Raw genomic sequence first — 21,408 nt, 5'->3', positions numbered from 1 at the left:
TACCCCGTTTCGCCCGCCCCTCTCGGATAGCCTCCGCGCATGATCACGCCCGGATCGAGAGGACCCACCCCGTGACCCACCCCGCGCGCCCCGCCGCGATCCTGCGTCGGATGACCTCGCGCAGTTCCACGGAGCCGCACCGCGCGTCCACGCCGTTGGAGTTGTTCTTCGACCTGACCTTCGTGGTCGCCGTCGCGCAAGCCGGCGGCCGCCTGGTGCACTCGCTCGCGGAGGGCCGGCCCGGGCACGGGATCGCGGGCTACCTGCTCGTGTTCTTCGCGATCTGGTGGGCGTGGGTCAACTTCACCTGGTTCGCCTCCGCGTACGACTGCGACGACCCGCTGTACCGCGTCGCCACACTCGTCCAGATCACCGGTGTCCTGGTCCTGGCCGCCGGCGTCCCGCGCGCGTTCGAGAACAGCGACTACACGGTCGCCATCGTCGGCTATCTGATCATGCGCCTCGCGCTGACCTTCCAGTGGCTGCGCGCGGCCCACGACGAGACCGACCCGGCGGCCCGGCGCACCGCGCTGCGCTACGCGGCCGGCGTGGTGCTGGTCCAGATCGGCTGGGTGGTGCTGCTGCTGCTCCCGGACGCCGCCTGGAACTGGGGCTTCCCGCCGCTGGTGATCGCCGAGATGGCGGTGCCGGCGATCGCCGAACGCCGGCACTCCACCGCGTGGCATCCGCATCACATCGCCGAGCGCTACGGCCTGTTCACCATCATCATGCTCGGCGAGAGCGTGTCCGCCGCGACCGTCGCGATCCAGACCGCGCTGGACGACCGGGCCGCGCTGGACGAGTTGTTGCCGATCGCCGCCGGCGGGCTGCTGATCGTGTTCGCGGCCTATTGGATCTACTTCGCGGCGCCGATCCACGAATACCTCGAATCCGGTCGGCGGGCGTTCCTGTGGGGATACGGCCACTACGTGATCTTCGGCTCCGCCGCCGCGATCGGGGCGGGCATCGAGGTCGCCGTCGAGCAGGCCGTCGGCGAGGCGCACATCTCCGACGTCGCCGCGGCGGCGAGCGTCACGATCCCCGCGGGGCTGTTCCTGGTCGCCACGTGGGCGCTGCACGCCCGCCACCACAAGCGCGGCGCCGCACAGCAGGTGCTGCTGCCGACCGCTGCGGTACTGGTCCTGGCCTGCACGTTCCTGGGCGAGGCGGCGGTGCCGGCGGCCGGAGCGGTGGCGGCGCTGACCGTCGCCGCGGGGGTGGTGTCGTCCGCCCGCCTCGGCGAGGGCGCCGGCGACGTCGACCCGCGCGGGGAGCCGGGGTCCGACGCCGACTGAGTCCTGGGTGTCCGGCTATCCCGCCGTCAGGCGCCGTGCGGGAACCGACGGTTCGGGCGGGAGGAGCGGACCGCCGGACCACTGCTGGAAGATCAGCATCGTGTGCACCTGGGTCACCTCGGTGCGCGCCGTGAATCCGTCCACCACCAGCCGTTGCAGCCCGGTCGCGTCGGCGACCGCGACGTGTACGAGGAAGTCGTCGGGACCCGCGAGGTGGTACAGCGCGCGGGTCTCCGGCAGCTTCAGCACATGCCCGACGAACGGGTTGAGCACCGCGCGGTGATGGGGCCGGACCCGCACCGCGAGCATCGCCTGCAACGGTCGCCCGAGCGCCGCCGCGTCCACCTCCACCGTCGCGCCCTTCACCACCCCGGCGGCGCGCATCCGGGACACCCGGTCCAGGCAGGTCGAGGGCGCTATGCCGACCTCGGCCGCGAGCGCCTTGTTGCTGATCCGGGCATCGTTCTGAAGAGCCCGGAGAATGCCGAGGTCGGTCGGATCGAGGGCGATGGATTGGTGCATCCGGCGATGATAATTCGGCGCCCGGGCAGATTCTCCGGAGGTCGCCCCAGGATGACGTCCATGGACCTTCGACCGGACTCCCCCGCCGCCGCCGGCCGCACCGACACCGCGCCCGCCGGCGCCACCCCCGCCGGTGCGACCCCCGCCGGACCCGTCGCGCGGCACACGTTCGAGACCCGCGCGGTACACGCCGGCCGCGACGACCTGGCGGCCCTCGGCGTACACGCCGTGCCGATCGACCTGTCGACCACCTATCCGCTGCCGGACCTGCCGGCGGCGGCGCTCGCGCTGGACGCCTACGCGGAGGGCGAGTTGCCCGACGGCTCGGCGATCTACGGTCGGCTGACCAATCCGACCGTGCGCCGCTTCGAGCAGGCGCTCGCCGAACTGGAGGGCTGCGCCGACGCGGTGGCGTTCGCGACCGGCATGGCGGCGGTCACCGCGTGCCTGCTCGCCGCCGCCGCCCGGGGCCGACGGCACGTGGTCGCGGTCCGGCCTCTGTACGGCACCACCGACCACCTGCTCTCCGGCGGCCTGCTCGGCAACGAGGTCACCTGGGTCGAACCGGACGGCGTGGCCCGGGCGTTGCGGCCCGACACCGGCCTGGTGATGGTCGAGACACCGGCCAATCCGACGCTGGCCGAACTCGATCCGGCCGAACTCGCCGCGCAGGCGGGCGAGATACCGCTTCTGGTGGACAACACGTTCGCCACGCCGGTCCTGCAGCGGCCGGCCACCTCGGGTGCCCGTCTGGTCCTGCACAGTGCCACCAAGTTCCTCGGCGGACACGGCGACGTGCTCGGCGGTGTGGTGGCCTGCGATGCGGACTGGGCCAAGTCGCTGCGGCAAATCCGGTTCGCGACCGGGGCGTTGCTGCATCCCCTGGCGGGCTATCTGCTGCTGCGCGGTCTCGCGACCCTGCCGATCCGGGTCGCCAGGGCCTCCGCGACGGCCGCCGCGCTGGCCGCCCGACTGGCCGCGCACCCGGCGGTGGCGCGCGTGCACTACCCGAGCATCGGCGGCGCCCTGGTCGCCTTCGAACCGACCGGAGACCCGATGCGGCTGGTCGGCGCGCTCCGCCTGATCACCCCCGCCGTGAGCCTCGGCGGCGTCGACACCCTGATCCAGCACCCGGCTTCGCTGACCCACCGGGTCATCGACGACGCGGCCCGCGCCGAAGGCGACATCGGCCCGCGCCTGCTCCGCCTGTCGATCGGCCTGGAACACGAGGCGGACCTGTGGGCGGACCTGTCGGCGGCACTGGACCGGACGAACGACTCGGCGTAGCCGGCGCCCGGGAAGCCGATCCCGGCCCCGGTCGCGCACCGTGCCGTGCGTGCCGTCGGCGCCGACCACCCGGCCGGCGCGGACACGTTCGCCGCTCTCGAAGGTCGCGGTCACGCCGTCGGCGTCCTGATCGAGGGAGGTCACCCGGTACGGCCGCAGGACGGTGCCGCCGAGTTCGGCGAGGCGGTCGAGGAGACCCGCGTACGGTCTCGACAAGTCGGGGGATTACCCCCGGTAGCCCGCGAGTTCGTCCGGGTAGCGTCTCGATCAGGGCCGAAACGGCTGCGTCGAGCGGTGTCGCGCGCACCGCCAGGGGAGGTGACGCGTCATGTACAGGCACGCGGTCCGACCGCACCACACGGTTCGTCGCCCGCTTCGGGCCCGACCGTTCACGGGACTTCGGCGTCCCGACGGGAGGGCTCCGCGCGCGGCGACAGCCCGACACCCGCAACACCGACGCATCCGTGGGATCCGGCTTCGGCGGGGCCGGAGAACCACGCTTCGGCCGACATCCGCGCTGTCGGTGGCGGTCGTCCTGATCGCGCTCGCGACACTGGTGTCCTGCACGTCCGCCGGCTCCACGACGTCCGGCACACCCACCACCTCCCCCACCGGACGCCCCGACGCCGGCGCCGGCGCGACCGCACCCGGATTCGCCACCGAACCACCCGCCGCCTGCGGGAATCCCACCGAGAGCCTGCGACCCGCCGCCGGCCCGCCGCGCGCGAGCGACTACCGCACCGACGGCTCGCTCGCCCGCGTCCTGGAGCGGGGCTACCTGATCGTCGGGATCGACCAGAGCGCCTTTCCGTTCGGCTACGCCGACGTGACCGATCACAATCGGCTCAAGGGCTTCGACATCGACCTCGTGCGGCAGATCACCGCGGACCTGTTCGGCAGCGACGACCCCAGCCGGCTGCGCTTTCGGGTGGTGCCGAACAACATCCGCGAGCAGTCGGTCGCGAACGGCACGGTGGACATGGTGGCGAAGTCGGTCACCGTCAACTGCCGACGGCGGGCCGTGGTCGACTTCAGCTCGGTCTACTACGAGTCGGGCCAGCGGCTACTGGTCGTCGACGACACCCCCGCCGCGGCCGCCGACCACACGAAGGGCCTCACCGGCCTGCCGACCGGGACCCGGGTGTGCACGGTCGGCGGCACCACGGCCGCCGACGCGGTACACGCCACGCGGGGCCTGATCGACGTCACCGGCGACAACTGGACGGACTGCCTCGTCCGCATCCAACAGGGCCAAGCCGACGCGGCGATCGGCGACGACACCGTCATGGCCGGCCTCCAGGCCCAGGACCGCTTCATCCGCGTGGTCGGCCCCAAGTTGACCAGGGAGCCGTACGGTCTCGAAATCGGCAAGGGCAAACCGGACTTGGTCCGCTTCGTCAACGCGTCCCTCGAACGCATCCGGCGCGACGGCACCTGGCGCCGGTTGTTCGACACCTACCTGGCCCGCTACATCCCGGAGTCGGAGGGCATGACGGCGCCGGAGGCGGAGTACCGGGACTGAGCGGGCGCGCGACCCGGGTCGTCCGTCCCGGCACGGTCGGGGTGGAGGGCGCGGCCGTGGGTCGTGGGTCGCGGTCGCGGTCGCGCTACACCGTGGCCGAACGCTACGTCGGCGACAGGTCGTCCCCGGGCACGATCAAGCCCGACTCGTAGGCGATGACCACCAGTTGCGGCCGATCCCGGGCGCCGAGCCGGGCCATGATGCGGCTCACGTGCGTCTTGGCGGTCAGCGGGCTGAGCCCGAGCAGCGTGCCGATCTCCGCGTTCGTCAGGCCCCGTCCGACCAGCGTCAACACCTCGCGTTCGCGCGCCGACAGGTCGGCCACCCGAGTCGAGCCCGGCGTACCCGTGGCCGCCGCCGCCGGCATCCGCAACACGCGCGAGATCAGCCGTGCGGTCGGCCCGGGCGACAGCAGCGCCTCGCCGGCCCCGATCGTGCGAATGGCGGCGAGGAGTTCGGCCGGGCGCGTGTCCTTGACCAGGAACCCGCCGGCCCCCGCCCGCAACGCGGCCAGCACGTTCTCGTCGTCCTCGTAGGTCGTCAACACCAGCACCCGGACCCGGGACAACCCGGGATCCGCCGCGATCAGCCGCGTCGCCTCGATGCCGTCCAGGATCGGCATCCGGATGTCCATCACCACGACGTCCGGCCGGCACTCCCGGGCGAGTTCGAGCGCGGCCCGCCCGTCGGCGGCCTCACCGACCACCTCCATGTCGGCCGCCGAGGCCACCAACATCGCGAACGCCGACCGCACCAGGTGCTGATCGTCGGCCAGCAACACCCGCAAGGTATCGCCCATCACACACTCCCCCGCTCATCCGAAACCCGACGGTCGGGACGGTCGGCACGGCCGCTACGACCGGCGCGGTCGGGTGGTCGACCCGACGGCGTCGCCTCCACCCCGCGCCTTCACTCCGCACCTTCACCCCGCGTGTTCACTCCGCGCCTTCCGACCGCGCCATCGGCAACACCGCCGAGACCGCGAACCCGCCTTCGGGAGCGGGGCCCGCGACCAACGTGCCGCCCACGCTGCGGGCCCGTTCGGTCATGCCGAGAATGCCGAAGCCGGCGCCCTCCCCGACCGTGTTCGCGTGCCCGTCGTCGACCACGCTCACCCGCAACTCGGCGTCGTCCGCGATCAGTTCCACCCGGACCGTGTGCGCCTGCGAGTGCTTGACCACGTTCGTCAGGGCCTCCTGCACGATCCGGTACACGGCGACGCCCACCTCGGGCGCGGGCGTCGGGCCTTCGTGTCCGGTCAGAGTGACGTCGATACCGGCGGAGCGGGCCGCGCCCGCCAGCGGGACCAGGCCGTCCAGACCGGCCAGGCCCGGCACCGCCTCGTACGACGCGACCTCCTCGGCGTCCCGCAACACCGCGAGCGTGGCCCGTAGTTCGTGGCGGGCGTCCCGGCAGGTCTGCGCGATCGTGTCCAACGCGCCCACCATGACCGTACGGTCGGCCGGCGGCTCCTGCGCGGCGAGGTGCGCGGCCACCCCCGCCTGGACGCCGATCAGCGTGATGCTGTGCGCCAGCAGATCGTGCAGGTCCCGCGCGATCCGCAGGCGTTCCTCGGCGACCCGCCGTCGGGCCACCTCGTCCCTGGTGCGTTCGGCACGCTCGGCCCGATCGATGATCGCGCTCACGTAGTCGTGATGGCTGCGCCACGCCTGGCCCGCGACCACCGCCGCCACCACCCAGCCCGCCATCCCGCAACGATCACGCCAGTTCGGCCCGTCGGTACCGCCCAGGGACATCGCCACGCCGGCCACGGTCAGCGCCGCCACACCGACCGCGACGGCCACCCCGCGCCGCACGTACGCCGCGTATGTCCCCAACGCCACCAACGCCGGCACCGCGGCGCTCTCGTGCAGGTATTCCCGGTCGTGGTACGGCACGGTGAGCGCGAACGTCAGCACCAGCACCGTCCCCGGCCGGACCCGACGCCAGGCGAGCGGAATCGTGGCACCGACCAACAGCGCCACGCCGACCGGGTCCAACGCCCGCTGCGCCGACCACACCCGCGCCGCGCCGACCGCCCCCGCCGCCAACAGGACGGCGAGCAGGGCGTCCGCGACGGACGCCCCACCCCACCTCGTTCGTGTCGTCACACCGCCATCTTCCGGGACGACACGGGCGGTTGCGCCGGCCGGGTCCCCGTCGTGTCCCGGGCGGGCCGTCGGGACAGCGGGCCGGGCCACCAGATCCACCGATCCAGCGCCACGCTCGCCGCGGTGACCAGGAACGTCCGGACCAGGAACGTATCGATCAACACCCCGACCGCGACCACGAATCCGAGTTCCACGAGGGAGACCAGCGGCAGCAGCGCGAGGACCGAGAAGGTCGCCGCGAGCACGAACCCGGCGGAGGCGATCACTCCGCCCGTGGTCTCCAGCGCGGCCGGCGCGGCGATCCGCACCGAATCCCCGCGCAGCGCCATCTCCCGCACCCGGTGCATCAGGAAGATCCCGTAGTCCACGCCGAGCGCGACCAGGAACACGAAGGTCAGCAGCGGCGTCTGCGCGTCCACGCCCGCGTACCCGAAGCCGTGCTCGAAGACCAGCCCGCCCAGTCCGAGCGACGCCGCCCAGACCAGCCCGACCGCGGCGACCAGGATCAGCGGCGCCACCAGGCTGCGCAACAGCACGATCAGCACCAGCAGCACCGCGAGCAACACGAGCGGCACGACGACGCGGCGGTCCCTGGCCGTGGTGTGCGCGGTGTCCATCTGCTGCGCGGTGGGGCCGCCGACCCGGGCGTCCGGCACGGCACGCAGGCGTTCGATCGTGGCATGTTCCCCGGCCGACTCGGGTCGATCCTTCGCGAAGGCCAGGATCTCCGTCCACCCGCCGGCCGTCCGCCCCTGCCGCGCATGCTCGACCCCCTCGGTCGAGCCCACGGCCGCCAGCACGTCCCCGGCCCGCGCACTCCGCGCCAACACCGCGATCGGCGCACCGGACTGCTCCGGGAAGGCCGCGCTCAACGTCTCCTGGGCCACGATCGACTCGGGCTTCTCGGTGAAGCCGTCGCTCTGCCGCAGCGCGCCCGGCAGCGCGAACGCGGTCGACGCCCCGGCCCCGAGCAGCACGACTCCCGCGACCAGCACGGCGACCGGCCGCCGGGACACCGCCGTTCCGATCCGCGCGTAGGCCCCGCGCCCCAGCTTCGGCGTAGTCCCGAACACCGGGACGAACGGCCAGAACACCCGCCGCCCCAGCAACACGAGGATCGCCGGCAGCAGTGTCGTCATCACCGCGAGCGCACACACCACGCCCACCGCCCCGACCGGCCCCATGCCCCGACTGCTGTTCAGATCGGCGGCGGTGAGGCAGAGCAGCCCGACCACGACCGTCCCCGACGAGGCCAGCACGGCGGGCCCACAGCCGCGCAGCGCGGCGAGCATGGCCTCCAACGGGCGTTCGTGCAGCCGTAGTTCCTCGCGGTAGCGGGCCACCAGGAGCAGCGCGTAGTCGGTGCCCGCCCCGAACACGAGCACCGTCAACACGCCGGAACTCTGCCCGGTGACGGTGATCCCGAACGCCCGCACCAACCCGTACACCGTCGCGGTCGCGACGGCCACCGCGACTCCGGCGCAGACGAGCGGGACGATCCAGAGGTAGGGGCTGCGGTAGGTCAGCATGAGCAACACGGCCACCACGAGCACGCTCGCGAGCATCAGCGTGCCGTCGATGGACGAGAACACCTCCTGCATGTCCGCCGTGATGCCCCCGGGCCCCCCGACGCGCACGCTCAGCCCGTCGGGATGGCGCTCCACGAGCGTACGGATGTCCGGCACGATGTCGTCCGGTTCGGCACCCCGGCGGTCGACGGACAACGCGTAGCGCAGCGTGGTGTGATCGACCGACTCCTGCGCGGCCGGCGCCGAACCACCCACGAGCGGATGCCGAGCCACCACGTCGGCCACCCCCGCGGCGGCCGCCTCCCGGTCGGCGGGCGTCAATCCGCCGTCGCGGCGATAGACGAGCTGTACGTCCATGGCATCGCCGCCCGGCAACCCGCCCTGGATCCGGGCCACTTGGGTGGACTCGGCGTTGGCGGGCAGGTAGTCCACGGCCTCGTTGCGCTGCACGTCACCGAGCTTGGCGGCGAACATCCCCGCCACCAGCACCACCAGTACCCACCCACCCAGCACGAGCCACGGCAACCCCCACAACCGCCCACGCCGCCGTGGCCCCGGCCGTACGGGCGCGGCCGGGGCGGGCGCGACCGGAGCGGGCCCGGGACCGCTCTCTCCCTGCGACAGAATCTCCATGCCCCAAGGCTTCCGCCCAAGCGCACACCACTCGTCCGGCCGAGGACCGATCTCCGCGTTACTCCACCCGACGTCAAGGAACAACCACTAATCCCGGGGGAGTAACCCACCCCGCGCCGCCCCGAGCCCAGGCCAAGGCCCAGGCCCGCCGAGGGGCCCGCACGCGATACGCGGACGGCCTCGGCCTCGTCCCGGGATCCGTCGGAGGCCGACGATCGGGCCGTGCCCGGCCACTGGCGGGGCGGCCGCGTACTCGGCCGGAACGGCGGCTCCGCGATCGGCACACGTGCTCCGATCGCACAGGCCGGTTGGGTGTCCGGTGACATCCGTCCGATCGTTCGGGGGGCTTCATCAGGTCCCAGGTCCTCGAGCCGGGGATTGTGTGACGACCTGCCCACCCTCTCCATTCGGTTCCTCGAAGTTGGTCGGGTAGCGGTTGAACAGCTTCGCGTCCACGGTGACGGAGTTGGCGCCCTCCTCGCCGTTCCGTACCGCGAGGCGACGCTCCAGCACCGTCCGATCGGCCTTGAGATGGAGCAATTCCCAGCGACAGCCGTGACTTTCGACCAGCGCCTTGTAACTCCAGAAGCTGTAGTCCACGACCACGTCCCGCCCCGCCGCGATATCAGCTCGACCAACTCCCGCCGCTGCTCGCGGCGGACCTCTTCCTTGGGCCGATCGAAGGCCTCCGCCTCCAGGACCAGGCCGGCGTCACGCTGCCCGAGTCGTCGCCAGACCACCTCGTCGATCGAGAGCCGAACGTAACCGCGCGTCGCACCGGTTCCATCGCGTAAGTGCTCTTGCCCGCCCCCGGAAGACCACACATCAGCACCACCGTGCTCACCTGCCGCGTCATGAAGCCAGGCCAAGCCGGAACCCACCCTCCTCCGTGGCCACAGGGGCGCCCCGGGACAGACAGCGCGGGGGCGCACGAGGAACACGGACGCACGGCGTCGGGGCGGGATCCTGGGCACAGGGTCGGAATTCCCGGGGCAGGCGCGGGCCGAGGCAGAGATGCCGCAGCAGGCGCGGGGCAGCCGACGGGGCCACGGGCGCGAGAACACGGGCACAGGGGCGGACGCCCCGGAGCAGACACGAGGCGAGGGCGGAGCTTCCGGAGCTGGACACGAGGCAAGGGCGGAGTTTCGGCGGAGGCGCGGGTCGAAGAGCCCGGGGGCCACGGACGCGCGGGCCCGGGACGGGAACACGGACGCGGGGGCCGAGGTCCCGGGGCAAGCGAGGGCGAGGACGAGGGCGGGGCGAGGGCGTGTGCCCGGGTGGGGCCCGCGAGCGGGAACTCGGGCGCGGAAGCGCGGATGCCAAGCGCGGGCGCGGGCGCGGGCCCGAGGCCGTTCGGCCGCCGTCGGCTCAGCCGCTCAGCCGCCGCCGAACCAGGCCGGCATGTCGAGGTGGATCGTGTCCCCGGGCGTCATCACCCGAAGGTCCTCCTCCAGCGCACGCAACCGATCCGCGCCGAGTCGGTCCGCCCACTTGGCCCTGACGTCCTCGAAGATCGCGGCCGACTTCACCAACGAGTCGACCCCATGCGCGGTGAGCCCAACCAGCTTGCGCCGCGCGTCATTCGGATCCGTGTGCCGCTCGACATAGCCCAACTGCTCCAGCCCATCGATCGTCTTGCCCGCCGCCTGCTTCGAAACCCCCAACAGCCGCCCGAGATCCGCCGCCGTGGTCCCGTGCGGACCGATCGCCTGAAACACGAAGCCATGCATGGGCCGCATGTCCGGATGCCCCTGACGAGCCAACTCCGCATGCACCTCGTCGATCAACACCCGAAAGGCCATCAACAGCCGCAAGGGCAACTCGAAGCCGGGCGGCTCCGCAGCCGCTCCGTCCGCATCGGCTCCGCCCGCTCCCGAAGCAGCCATGAACACGTCTCCTGACGACTCTCTTGACACAGATAGACAACCTGGTTCACTATCTGACTCGCAAGCAAAGACAACAACGTTGTCGAATTGCCACGAGTCTAGGAGATCACCACATGCCTGTCATCCGCGACACCGAAGCCCGCGTCACCAAGACCCCCAACGCCGTCATGACCACCTACGCCTCCCCCACCCAGGGCGGCACCGACACAGCCCTGTGGCGCGTCGACATGTCCCCGGCAACCACCGGCCCCCTCCACACCATCGACACCGAACAAATCTGGACCATCATCGCCGGCGCCCTCACCGTCACCATCGACAACGACCAATTCACCGCAACCACGGGCGACACCCTGATCCTCCCGGCCGACACCCCTCGCCAACTCCACGCACACCCGGAATCCGGCTTCTCCGCGATAGCGACCTCCCCCGCCCAATCCCACGCATACGTCCCCACCTCCGACCCCAACTCTCGCTCCAACCGAATCACCCCGCCCTGGATCGCCTAGCTCGCCAAGCCCCACCGCCACCAGGCACATCCCGCCAACTCCCCATCGACGCAGAGTCCTTGGCAACGCGAACGCACACGCTGAGGCTCGCCCGACCAGACACCCCACACCTCACCTAGGCCCCGGCCAAACCACCAAAATCGACCCGGGCGCTCCGATGCCACCTCCCGGTGGAAGCACACCCGCCCAATCCACGGCCCGCAGCCCGGCCGTTCCTCCTCGGAGGCAACGTGCGCCGCGCCAACCACCCCAGCACACAGAAACCTTGGCGGGGGCAACCCCCACGCACCGGCTCGTGCAACCCGGCACCCGCATCAGGCACCACGCCTCGCCCACCGCCGGCCCCAACGGCAGCCGCCCGCCTGCCGACATCTCAGCGAGCACCCGGCACCGGCTGCGGCCGACCCCCACAGCGCAACCACCCCGGTCGGCACGAATCGCCCACCCCGGACCCGCACTCAGCCACCGCACCGCGCCCGGCCAGTGTCGGGCGGCCGGCTCGAACTCCCCACGTACGCCCGATGCGACCGGTCCCATGTGGATGGATACGACCCGCGGCCGGATCGCGTCGGCCCCAGGCACGGGCGATCAGTGGTCCGCGGAGTGGGCGTCGGCGAGGAGTCGTGCCGTGAGTTCCATACAGCGCATCCGGGCGGGGGAGAAGTCGTAGGGCATTTTCGTGATCGCTTCGATGGGGCTCATCCTTGTGTCCTCCCTCCCTTCCAGGTCGGCGTCGTAGATCTCGAAGAGCTTCTCCTCGTCCGCGTCCAGCCCGGCTGCCTCGCCGGCCTGCTCCAGGGCCATTTGTTGGGCGCATCGTTGTACGGCGAGTTCTTCGACGCGCGGATCGTGCACATCGACGCCGTCGTCGAGGGCGGCCTCGGCGGCGTCGAGACGGTCGTCCTCGGCCCTCAGGTCGGGGTGGGTCGCCAGCACGATGAACACGCCGGCTTGAATGGCGGCGCCCAGTGGGCCGAAGACCCGTTCCGTGACCAACAGGGTGTCCAGGTCGGAGGCACGCAGCGCGCCCGGGGGCAGATGGGCGAGCCGGTCCGTGACCAGTTCGGAGAGCAATCCCAGCGGGCTGTCCAGCGCCTGCAGGCGCTGGACGGCCGCACGCTGACGTTCGATTTCGGCCTCCCGCGCCGCCAACGTTTCCTCCAACCTGCTCAGGATCTCCTCGATGTCCCAGGCTTCGTCGAAGGCGGCCCGCATATCGTCCAGGCCGATGCCGACCGCCGCCATCCTGCGGATCCACAGCAGGCGGATCATGTCGTCGTAGCCGTAGCGGCGGCGCCCGTCTCCGCCTCGTTCCGGCTCCGGCAGCAGGCCGATCTCGTGGTAGTGGCGGATGGCACGTGGGGTGGTCCCGGCGAACGCGGCCGCATCACCGATCTTGACCCGGCGGGGAGGCGTGATGGAGGGGTACATCAGACAGAGCCTTTCGTGCTGTGGTGCCTCGACCACACCACATGCCGCTACGACAGGTGCAACACCATCCGGGTTCCATCGGAGCCAGGCCCTGGCGGCCGGCGGGCCGCCCCGCCCGTGGTCCGACCGTCACATCAGGGGCAACTCCGTACCGCTCACCGCCAGAGTCCGACGTGCCAACTCCCCCAAGGGACAAACGCCTTCCCCGGGCAGCGCGGTCCCGACCCGAGTCGCCGCCTCCGCCGGCCATCCCGCCTCGGCACCATGCAACACGCCCGCGATCGAGCCCACCAGCGGCGCGGTGGCATGAACATCCCACCCATCGCGCACAGTCAGCCCGATCTGCCGAGCGGGGTCGGCGTCACCCCACAACAACCCGGCCGCGATCAGCCCAGCGCTCCCCAACGCGGCGTGCCGATCATCGCCCCCGGCCCCCCGTCGTACCTCGGCCACCACCTGATCCCAGGCCCACCCACGCGCATACGCAACCAACACATCACGAACCACCCGCGACACCCCCGACTCCGTCGGAACGTGCCGCAACGAGACTCCGACCGCCTGCGCCGCGTCCCGAGCCGTGCAGGCCGCCGCCGCCAGGGCGGCACACCACATGGCGGCGTACATGCCCTCCCCGACATGCGAGACCACCGCGTCCTTCCGAGCCAACCGAGCCGCGCGCCGAGGATCCCCGGGTGCCACACAGCCGTACAGGTCGGCCCGCATCATCGCCTCACCCGACCCGCTCCCATCACCCGCCGTGGTCGGGGGCAACTCCCCATCAAGCAAACGCAGATACGCGGCTTGCTCCGCCGCGAAGGGCCGTAGGAACGGCAGGGTACGCAACCACAATCCACCGACCTGGGCACTCGTGAACCCCGGCCCGTACAGCTCCAAAACCCGCAGGCTCAAAACCGCCCGATCCACCGCGTCACTGCGATCCTCGGCAAGCCCGGCACCCGCTCCCCGCCTCGCCTCGTGGGCACCGAGGCATCGCCCGATCCATCCCCCGTGGATCCGATCGAACAACACCGCGTGAACCGGCGGCGGATCAATCCCCCCGGCCGGCGGCAGCAACTCGTCAACCGACGCATCAACCCCCGCGCCCTTTTCCCGACTCAATCCGTCTCGCACCAATCCATCACCCCAGAACCCATCGAGCCCCATCGACTCTCCCGGGAATCACACCCGGTCCGAAAGCTCTTGCCCAGGACGATGCCTCCCGCAAGCCTCTCGGGACCAACCGTCTCCGGATCGCCCATCTCAAGCCAAATCATCTTGCCGCCAACCGTCTCAGCACGGCTCATCTCGGCCGAACCAATCTCCAGAGCACACAATCAGGCAGCAATCATCTTGAAGTTGACAATCGCGAAGTCAATCGCCTCGGAAGCAGTCTTCCGAGGCGCATTTCGCATTTTGACGTTGCCCACTACTCCGACCGTCGCCGTGATCATCTCCCGGTAGGCGACCTCGCCCCGGGCGATCCAAAAGCCAACTTCGACAAATTCGATCGTCGCCACCCGAATATCACGGTGAGATCGTCTTCAATCGGAAGATCTCCACTCGACTATCTTGGCGCCCAAAGTTATTGCTGCCCGTACCGATTGGGAAGCCTTGGCTTCAGCCGCTTGCCGGGCCGGCCCGGACCGAGCGGCGGCGCGGCGAAGGGCGAGGCCGGCAGCCCGCGATCGGGTTCGGGGCCACCAGGTCAGCCGGCCACAGCCCGTCACGACGGGCGTCCTGAGCGAAGCCAACAGCGTACGGTCGGACTTGCGGCCCGCCCGGTCAGGCTGGGCGCGGCGCGGCGGGCACCCGGGTGGAGACCTGCGGTCGGGATTCGGGCCCTCCAGGTCGAGCGAAGCCATGTCGCAGTGGACTTGGGGCCGCCGGTTCAGGCAGCGCTGGGGCGGACGTCCCGAAGCGAGGCCCGAGGCCTGCAGTCGGCTTGAGGGTCCGTCGGGTCGAGGCAGCGGCGCGACGGGCATCCGGGGCGAGGCCCGAGCCGCGCGGTCGGCGTGGGGCCGCCAGGCCGGGCAGCGGCGGGCGTCCGGGAGCAAGGTCGGGCCCGGCGGTCAACCCGGGAGTGGGTCCGCCGAATCGGGCAGCGGTGCATCCCGGCCGGCATCCAAGGGCGGGGCTCCGGCCCTGGGGTTGTCCCGAGGGCTTGCCGGTCAGGCCGCAGCGGGTAACTGCGAGCAAGGCCCGAACCCCGCGATCGAGGTCGAAGCCCGCCGGGTCCGCCGCAGCAGCGCATCGCAGTCCGTATCCGCAGGCGAGAACCCGAGCCCCGCCGTCGAGGCCGGCCCCCGCCGGACCGGGCGGCGGCACGACGGGCGTCCGAGGCGGGCCCGATACCTGCGGTCGGCCCGGGGAACGGGCAACGCCACATCGCAGCCGACGTCCGCCCCGCAGTCGACCCGAGGACCCGCCGGGTCGGGCAGCAGCGGCAGATCGCAACGGACGCCCGGAAGCAAGTCCCGAGGCGTACGGTCGACTTGAGGACCGGGTGGCGGCACAACGCGGCGGGAATCCGCAGGCGAGGCCCGTTGCCTGCGGTCGACCCGAGAGCTTGCCGGGTCGGGCAGCGGTACATCACAGCGGGCATCCGGAAGCGAGGCCGAGCCCACAGCCGGCCCGAAGACCTGCCGGTCGAACAGCGGCGCGACGGGAGTCCAGCGGCGAGGCCCGCATCCTGCCGTCGAGGTAGGAGCCCACCAGGTCAGGCGGCGGCGCCCCGACCAGCGCCCCCAGGCGAGGGCACCGGCAAGGCCCGCCGTCGAGATCGGCTCCCCGGGTCACCGCAGCGGCGCACCACAGCCGACATCCCCAGACCAAGACGAGACCTGCTGTCGAAATCGGCCCCACCGGGTCAGGTGACCGTGCCCCGGCCGACATCCCAAGCAAGTCCAAATGCATCCCATCGAGATCAACCCCGCCAGGCCCGGCAACCTCACATCGCAGCCTGCACCCCAGGCAAGTCAATGCCTACCGCCGAGGGTGGCCCCACCGGATCGGGCCACCTCGCATCGCGGCCGGCACCCCCCGGCAAGGCCCGACCCCTGCCGTCCAAACCGGGGCCCGCCAGATCACGCGGCGACACATCCCGACCGACGCGCCCCCAGGCAAGTCCAAATGCCTCCCATCGAGATCAGCCCGCCAGGTCCGGGAACCTCGCATCGCGGCCGACGTCCCAGGCGAGGCCCGATCCCTGCCATCCAGACCGGGCCCCGCCGGCTCTGGCAGCCGCGCCCCGTAATCGGCCTCCGCAGGCTGCGCCGAATGCCTCCCATCGAGATCAGCCCCCGGGTCACGCGGCGGCGCACCCCAACCGGCACCCCCACGCGAGTCCGAATACCTGCCATCGCAGGGTGAGCCCCGCCATGTCCGGCAACCGCGAATCGCAGCCGACGCCCCCAAGCGAGGACGCGACGTCCCGTCGAGATCAGCCCCGCCAGGTCACGCGGCGGCGCGTCCCGGCCGGCGCCCCAGGCGAGTCCAAGTGCCTGCCATCGAGATCGGCCCGCCAGGTCCGGCGGCCTCGCATCGCAGCCGGCGTCCCCAAGCGGGTCCGAACGCCTGCCATCGCAATGTGGCCCCGCCGGATCAGGCATCCGCGCATCGCGGCCGACGGCCCCGGGCCAGGCTCGATCCCTGCCCTCGAAACCGACCCGCCGGCTCTGGCGGCCGCGCCCCGTAATCGGCCTCCGCAGGCTGCGCCGAATGCCTCCCGTCGAGATCGGGCTCCTTCGCCGCGGGCGCCCCCGTCGCCTCGCCCTCTCCCCGCCTGTCGGCTTGGTGAACGGCGGGTGTCGAGGGTTGCGGAATCGACCTAAATGTGACGCCCTATCACATCGCCTGCGCAGGCGGCGGAAGCACCCCGGCACGGGCTATTGGCAAGCCTTGACGAAGTTCAGACGCAACCCGCTGAAATTCGTCATGACCCAGGGGGTTCGCAAGCGCCGCGAATCGCGTACCTTATCGGCCATGACCTCGGCTCGCGCCTATGACGGCGGCATCTACTCGCCGTATTCGGAGACCCCGATCTACGACCGGCTGGTGGCCGAACGGGGCCGGCCGGAGATCGGCCCCTTCAACGTGCCCCTCCCGGACTTCGCCATGCACCCGCTCTTCGGCGAACGACCGGCGCTCCCCGCCCTCCCGGCGCTGCCCTCCTCGTACTCGTCGCCCGCGCCCGCCTACGGCTCGTCGACCCCGGGCTACGGCTACAACGCGCCCGCGCCGATGCCCGCGCTGCCCGCGCCGCTGCCGGTGCCCGCGCAGTACGGCGGCGCTCCGCAGTACGGGGGCGGTCAGTACAACAACGCGCCCATGTCGGGCTACGCGTCGATGGCCCCGGCCGCGCCGCAGGCTCCGCAGCCGACCGTGCACCAGGCGTCGCAGCCGGGTGCCGGGCAGTACGCCGCGCAGTACGTCCAGCCGCCGCAGGTTCCCGCGCCGCGTGTGCCGAACATGGGCGAGCCGGGCCAATTCCCGCCCCGTTACTGAGCGCACGCCGCCGAGCGCGCCGCCGAGCCGGGTCGAGTTCCGAGAGTCGTCATACCCGTACGTCCCGCGTGGCCGTCCCCGAGCCGAGGCGCCACGCCGATCCGCCGTCGGCCCTCGCGGGCCGGCGTGAAACAGTGAAGCCATGCACCACCGCCACCTCGCCTCCCTGCACATGTACCCGATCAAGTCCACCCGTGGTATCGACCTCTCCGAGGCCGTGGTCGAGCCGTGGGGCCTTGCCGGGGACCGGCGTTGGATGTTGGTGGACACGACCGGACGGTTTCTCAGCCAGCGCAAGCAGCCCCTGCTCGCGACCGTGACGGTACGTCGAGAGCACGGCGGGCGCTTGGTCGTCCACGCGCCCTCGATGGACGAACTCCGGGTCGAGCCGCCCGCCGAGGTCCGGCTCGTGCCGGTGACGGTCTGGAACGACGAGGTCGAGGCCGCCGTGGGCCCGGACGACGCGCATACGTGGTTCGGGAAGCTGCTGGGCATCGATGTGCGGCTCGTCTACTTGGACGACCCGACCCGACGGATGCCCGATCAAGAGTTCGCGGACTCATCCGATCGGGTGAGCTTCGCGGACGGATTTCCGCTGCTCCTGACCACGACGGGGTCACTCGAAGCACTGAACGCTCTCATCGAATCCCCCCTGCCGATGAACCGTTTCCGCCCCAACGTGGTCATCGACGAGCCCGAGGCCTGGGCCGAGGACCACTGGCGTCGGATCCGGATCGGCGACGTCGTCTTCCGCGTGGTCAAGCCGTGTTCGCGCTGCGTCATCACCACCACCGACCAGCGGACCGGGGAACGCGGCCCCGAACCGCTCCGGGCCCTCGGCAAGCACCGCCGCTTCGGTACGAAGCTGGTCTTCGGCCAGAACCTCGTCCCCGAACTCCCCGCCCACACCACCGGCATCCTCCACGTGGGCGACACCTTCGAAGTCCTCGAAACGGACTGATCGCACCGCGCGCAGCGCGCCGCACCACACCGCACCGCACCGCTGCGGTGCCACCCGGCGCACCGGCATCACTCACGTGGGTGACATCGTCCGCGCGCCCCGACCCCACGCCCCCGCTCCCCCGACACGCTGATACCCCCACTACCTAGGACCGTCCGGCACGTTCCTGCCGGGTGAGGGGCGCGACTCCATGGCTACCGTCACGTTCGACCGGGCCACCCGCCGGTACACCAAGGGCGACAGGCCCGCCGTCGACCAGCTCTCGCTCGAGATCGGCGATGGCGAATTCCTCGTCCTGGTCGGCCCGTCCGGCTCCGGGAAGAGCACGGCCCTGCGCATGCTCGCGGGCCTGGAGGACGTGAACTCGGGCACGATTCGCATCGGCGACCGCGATGTCACCAATCTCGAACCCAAGGACCGCGACATCGCGATGGTGTTCCAGAATTACGCGCTCTACCCGCACATGTCGGTGGCCGAGAACATGGCCTTCGCGCTCAAGATCGCACATCGGCCGAAGGACGAGATCGCCCGACGCGTCACCGAGGCCGCGAGGATCCTCGACCTCACCGAATACCTCGACCGTAAGCCGAAGGCGCTCTCCGGCGGCCAGCGTCAACGCGTCGCGATGGGCCGCGCGATCGTCCGCGAACCGCGCGTATTCCTCATGGACGAGCCGCTGTCCAACCTCGACGCCAAACTCCGCGTCCAGACCCGCATCCAAATCGCGGGCCTGCAAAGGCGGTTGGGGACCACCACGGTCTACGTGACGCACGACCAGGTCGAGGCGATGACCATGGGCGACCGCGTCGCGGTACTCCGCGACGGCATCCTCCAACAGGTCGACACCCCGCGTCGGATGTACGAGCACCCGAACAACGTGTTCGTGGCCGGCTTCATCGGCTCGCCGTCGATGAACCTGATCGACACCGAACCGACCGAGGACGGCCTGCGCTTCGGCGACGTCCCGATCCCGCTCACCCGAGAGGCGCTGGAAACGACCCGCGCCGAGAAGGCCGAGCGGGTCACGGTCGGCATCCGCCCGGAGCACCTCGAGGTCACCTCCGATGCCGACGCCGGCGGCCTGTCCGTCACGGTGGACGTGGTCGAGGAACTGGGCTCCGACGCCTACGTGTACGGCACCGCCCGGGTCGACGGCTCGCCCGCGCCCCTGGTCGTCCGGGTGCCCGGCGACCGTGTTCCGCACAAGGGCGAGACGCTGCGGGTGACCCCGCGCGTCGACGAGATCCACATGTTCTCGAAGTCCACCGGCGAACGCCTCGGCGACTGACCTCGGTGCCCGGGCTCGGCGAGCCCGGGCACCGAGGTGCCCTCAGCCGGCCGCCTCCGCGAACGCCTGTCGCAGGTGGGTGGTTCGCTGCCGGGTCGGGTCGGCGGACACCGCCGCGGCGAGGGCGGGACCGGCCGCGTGCACGATCGAGACGTGGCGCTCGCCTCGGGTGACGAGCGTGTACACGAGGGCCCTGGTGTAGGCGTCGGAGCCTTCGGCGGGCAGTACGACCACCGCGGCCGCCCGCCGCACGCCCAGGGATTGACGGGCCGTCAAGGCCCAGCCGTGGCGAAGTTCCGTCGGCTGCACCGCCTCCGGCGCGGCCGTCCCGAAAACCACGACCGCCCGGCCGTCGGGCAGGAGTTCGCGAACCGTCCCCTGGACCACTCCGCAACTCGGGTCGGCTATGGCCCGGATCACCCGGTCGCCGACGTCGATGCCGCCCGGAGTCGACGAACCTCCGCCGCCGGAACCCGGGTTGAGCCGCGCCTTCAGGGCGGCGTTGAGCGCGTTCGCACCGGCGGGCCCCGTGGCCAGGGGAGCGACGACCAGCACGTCCCGCGCCGCGATCCCGATCGCCCTCGGAATCGAGTCGGCGACCAACTGGGCGCAGCGATGGGCGGCTTCCTCGCCGGTGCGGGCGGGGATCAGCACGACGCGGCGCTCGGGATCCCGGATCGGTGGCAGTTTGCCGTCCCGGATGCCGTCGGCGAGCGCTTCGAGGGGTCCGTCCGGGACGTTCGGCGCGACCAGCGCGCGGATCGCCCCGGTGGCCGCCAGGTCGGTGAACACCCGTCCCGGACCGGTCGATTCGAGGCCGGCCGGGTCGCCGGCCAGCAGGAGCCTGGCGCCGTCGGGGACCGCCTCGAAGATCGCCGCCGCGGCCGTGACGTCGAGCAGGGTCGCGTCCGTGACGACGAGGAGGTCGAGTTCGAGGGTGCCGTCCGGGCCACGTTCCATCGCGGCCAGTTCGCGCAGGCCGACCGCGCCGGCGCCGAGGCGATCCCGACCGTCGGTGGTCGGGGCGACCACGGCCACCCGAAGTCCGGCCGCACGAACCTTCGCCACCACGGCCGAAATCGCGGCGGGCGGTTCCTCGCCGGGACCCGCGGCGTAGAGCACCACGCCGGTCGATGCCAGCACCCGGTCCAACTTGCCGTCGCCGAACTCCGGCCGGGGTTCGACCGTCGACATCAACCGGACGACCGCTTCCGCGATGGCCTCCTCCGCGAGGGCGTAGTCGTCCAGGGCCAGCAGCACACCACCGGCGGCGGCGAGTTCGTCGGGCTCTTCGAAGTCGGCCTCGAAGTCGCCGCCGTCGTCGTCCGTTTCGTCGAAGTCGCCATCCTCCTCGCCGCCCGCCTCGGCGGAGGCGGGCGGCACCGCGGCGAAGGCCATCACCCGGCCCTCGGCCAATATGGCGCGCAACGCGGTATCGGGCTCACCCACCTCGAAGTGCCCGAGCGCCGCCCGAACGGCGTCGGCCTCGATCGCCGTATCCCCCTGGCGAGCGGCCCGTCGAAGCAGCCAGAGCACAATCGCCCGCACCCGCCGAGGATCGTCGGCGGCCCACCCGGCGCCAAGCGCCCCACGCGCGAACAGGTCGGCCTGCTGCGGCGCGATCCCCGCCACCCCGAGCAAGGCCCACGGATCGCCCACCAACAACTCCGCCGCCTCGCCCCCCAGCGCGGCGACCACCTGGGGAGCCATCGCCTCGGGAGCCCCGGCGGCCCGCAGCAGCCGAGCAACATCGGCGACCACGACACCGAACGGCCGCCGCTCCACCTCCGCCGTCCCCGGGTCGGCGGCACCCTCGACACCGGGCCGCCCCCAAGCCCCACGCTCGTGGCCACCGCCCGCGGCGACGCCCACCCGCCGGGACCCACCGCCGTCCCCGCCGGGAGCGAGGCCGCCACGGCCCCCGGCCAGGTCCG

17 protein-coding genes are annotated in these 21,408 nt (G+C 71.8%); 7 read left to right on the top strand and 10 right to left on the bottom strand.

Features of this window, described 5'->3' with window-relative positions; genetic code table 11:
- Positions 1 to 110: 110 nt before the first annotated feature.
- On the top strand, positions 111 to 1,295 hold the full coding sequence (locus EMA17_RS05060; RefSeq protein ID WP_126636094.1) for a low temperature requirement protein A: 1,185 nt from the start codon (positions 111 to 113) through the stop codon (positions 1,293 to 1,295).
- A gap of 15 nt (positions 1,296 to 1,310) precedes the next feature.
- Here the strand turns inward: EMA17_RS05060 and EMA17_RS05055 are convergent, their stop codons facing one another.
- Positions 1,311 to 1,817 carry an Lrp/AsnC family transcriptional regulator gene (locus EMA17_RS05055; protein ID WP_126635691.1) on the bottom strand — a complete coding sequence of 169 codons (507 nt, stop codon included), beginning with the start codon at positions 1,815 to 1,817 and terminating at the stop codon, positions 1,311 to 1,313.
- Positions 1,818 to 1,877: 60 nt separating this feature from the next.
- Between EMA17_RS05055 and EMA17_RS05050 the strand changes: the two genes are divergently transcribed.
- Positions 1,878 to 3,104 (top strand): trans-sulfuration enzyme family protein, encoded by a 1,227-nt coding sequence (locus EMA17_RS05050; RefSeq protein WP_126635690.1) that lies wholly within the window; start codon positions 1,878 to 1,880, stop codon positions 3,102 to 3,104.
- 523 nt (positions 3,105 to 3,627) lie between these two features.
- On the top strand, positions 3,628 to 4,626 hold the full coding sequence (locus EMA17_RS05045) for a transporter substrate-binding domain-containing protein (RefSeq protein ID WP_126635689.1): 999 nt from the start codon (positions 3,628 to 3,630) through the stop codon (positions 4,624 to 4,626).
- A gap of 103 nt (positions 4,627 to 4,729) precedes the next feature.
- Here the strand turns inward: EMA17_RS05045 and EMA17_RS05040 are convergent, their stop codons facing one another.
- From EMA17_RS05040 to EMA17_RS05020, 5 genes are all read right to left on the bottom strand, one after another.
- Complete coding sequence (locus EMA17_RS05040) at positions 4,730 to 5,425, bottom strand: response regulator transcription factor (RefSeq protein WP_126635688.1); 696 nt, start codon at positions 5,423 to 5,425, stop codon at positions 4,730 to 4,732.
- Between the two features lie 136 nt (positions 5,426 to 5,561).
- On the bottom strand, positions 5,562 to 6,737 hold the full coding sequence (locus EMA17_RS05035; RefSeq protein ID WP_246126459.1) for a sensor histidine kinase: 1,176 nt from the start codon (positions 6,735 to 6,737) through the stop codon (positions 5,562 to 5,564).
- Positions 6,734 to 8,899, bottom strand: a complete 2,166-nt coding sequence (locus EMA17_RS05030; protein WP_126635686.1) for an MMPL family transporter — start codon at positions 8,897 to 8,899, stop codon at positions 6,734 to 6,736. Before EMA17_RS05030 ends, EMA17_RS05035 begins: the two co-directional genes overlap by 4 nt.
- A gap of 351 nt (positions 8,900 to 9,250) precedes the next feature.
- Positions 9,251 to 9,499: an ATP-binding protein gene (locus tag EMA17_RS53230; protein WP_218042666.1), complete on the bottom strand. Its 249-nt coding sequence runs from the start codon at positions 9,497 to 9,499 to the stop codon at positions 9,251 to 9,253.
- A gap of 776 nt (positions 9,500 to 10,275) precedes the next feature.
- Positions 10,276 to 10,689, bottom strand: a complete 414-nt coding sequence (locus EMA17_RS05020; RefSeq protein WP_371862959.1) for a MarR family winged helix-turn-helix transcriptional regulator — start codon at positions 10,687 to 10,689, stop codon at positions 10,276 to 10,278.
- Positions 10,690 to 10,898: 209 nt separating this feature from the next.
- On the opposite strand from EMA17_RS05020, the gene EMA17_RS05015 reads away from it, so the two are divergent.
- Positions 10,899 to 11,291: a cupin domain-containing protein gene (locus EMA17_RS05015; RefSeq protein WP_126635684.1), complete on the top strand. Its 393-nt coding sequence runs from the start codon at positions 10,899 to 10,901 to the stop codon at positions 11,289 to 11,291.
- Positions 11,292 to 11,879: 588 nt separating this feature from the next.
- Here the strand turns inward: EMA17_RS05015 and EMA17_RS05010 are convergent.
- From EMA17_RS05010 to EMA17_RS05000, 3 genes are all read right to left on the bottom strand, one after another.
- Positions 11,880 to 12,722 (bottom strand): MerR family transcriptional regulator, encoded by an 843-nt coding sequence (locus EMA17_RS05010; RefSeq protein WP_126635683.1) that lies wholly within the window; start codon positions 12,720 to 12,722, stop codon positions 11,880 to 11,882.
- A gap of 129 nt (positions 12,723 to 12,851) precedes the next feature.
- Positions 12,852 to 13,886 (bottom strand): ADP-ribosylglycohydrolase family protein, encoded by a 1,035-nt coding sequence (locus EMA17_RS05005; protein ID WP_126635682.1) that lies wholly within the window; start codon positions 13,884 to 13,886, stop codon positions 12,852 to 12,854.
- Positions 13,887 to 14,056: 170 nt separating this feature from the next.
- A complete protein-coding gene (locus EMA17_RS05000) occupies positions 14,057 to 14,239 on the bottom strand; it encodes a hypothetical protein (RefSeq protein WP_126635681.1) in 183 nt (60 codons plus the stop codon).
- Positions 14,240 to 16,703: 2,464 nt separating this feature from the next.
- On the opposite strand from EMA17_RS05000, the gene EMA17_RS04995 reads away from it, so the two are divergent.
- From EMA17_RS04995 to EMA17_RS04985, 3 genes are all read left to right on the top strand, one after another.
- Complete coding sequence (locus EMA17_RS04995; protein WP_174861307.1) at positions 16,704 to 17,225, top strand: DUF6643 family protein; 522 nt, start codon at positions 16,704 to 16,706, stop codon at positions 17,223 to 17,225.
- 142 nt (positions 17,226 to 17,367) lie between these two features.
- Positions 17,368 to 18,186 (top strand): MOSC domain-containing protein, encoded by an 819-nt coding sequence (locus tag EMA17_RS04990; RefSeq protein ID WP_126635680.1) that lies wholly within the window; start codon positions 17,368 to 17,370, stop codon positions 18,184 to 18,186.
- 190 nt (positions 18,187 to 18,376) lie between these two features.
- Complete coding sequence (locus EMA17_RS04985; RefSeq protein WP_126635679.1) at positions 18,377 to 19,474, top strand: ABC transporter ATP-binding protein; 1,098 nt, start codon at positions 18,377 to 18,379, stop codon at positions 19,472 to 19,474.
- Positions 19,475 to 19,516: 42 nt separating this feature from the next.
- Here the strand turns inward: EMA17_RS04985 and EMA17_RS04980 are convergent, their stop codons facing one another.
- Positions 19,517 to 21,235 (bottom strand): helix-hairpin-helix domain-containing protein, encoded by a 1,719-nt coding sequence (locus EMA17_RS04980; protein WP_218042665.1) that lies wholly within the window; start codon positions 21,233 to 21,235, stop codon positions 19,517 to 19,519.
- Positions 21,236 to 21,408 lie beyond the last annotated feature (173 nt).

The organism is Embleya hyalina, from assembly GCF_003967355.1.
Taxonomy (GTDB): domain Bacteria; phylum Actinomycetota; class Actinomycetes; order Streptomycetales; family Streptomycetaceae; genus Embleya; species Embleya hyalina.
Note: the sequence above shows the minus strand (reverse complement) of the source record. Positions and strands in the feature narration are given on the sequence as shown.

Coding starts and splice junctions, on each gene's coding strand:
- EMA17_RS05040 (WP_126635688.1), bottom strand. CDS start 5,425: ATGGGCGATACCTTGCGGGTGTTGCTGGCCGACGATCAGCACCTGGTG.
- EMA17_RS04985 (WP_126635679.1), top strand. CDS start 18,377: ATGGCTACCGTCACGTTCGACCGGGCCACCCGCCGGTACACCAAGGGC.
- EMA17_RS04990 (WP_126635680.1), top strand. CDS start 17,368: ATGCACCACCGCCACCTCGCCTCCCTGCACATGTACCCGATCAAGTCC.
- EMA17_RS05010 (WP_126635683.1), bottom strand. CDS start 12,722: ATGTACCCCTCCATCACGCCTCCCCGCCGGGTCAAGATCGGTGATGCG.
- EMA17_RS05005 (WP_126635682.1), bottom strand. CDS start 13,886: ATGGGGCTCGATGGGTTCTGGGGTGATGGATTGGTGCGAGACGGATTG.
- EMA17_RS05060 (WP_126636094.1), top strand. CDS start 111: ATGACCTCGCGCAGTTCCACGGAGCCGCACCGCGCGTCCACGCCGTTG.
- EMA17_RS05055 (WP_126635691.1), bottom strand. CDS start 1,817: ATGCACCAATCCATCGCCCTCGATCCGACCGACCTCGGCATTCTCCGG.
- EMA17_RS05030 (WP_126635686.1), bottom strand. CDS start 8,899: ATGGAGATTCTGTCGCAGGGAGAGAGCGGTCCCGGGCCCGCTCCGGTC.
- EMA17_RS05015 (WP_126635684.1), top strand. CDS start 10,899: ATGCCTGTCATCCGCGACACCGAAGCCCGCGTCACCAAGACCCCCAAC.
- EMA17_RS04995 (WP_174861307.1), top strand. CDS start 16,704: ATGACCTCGGCTCGCGCCTATGACGGCGGCATCTACTCGCCGTATTCG.
- EMA17_RS05050 (WP_126635690.1), top strand. CDS start 1,878: ATGGACCTTCGACCGGACTCCCCCGCCGCCGCCGGCCGCACCGACACC.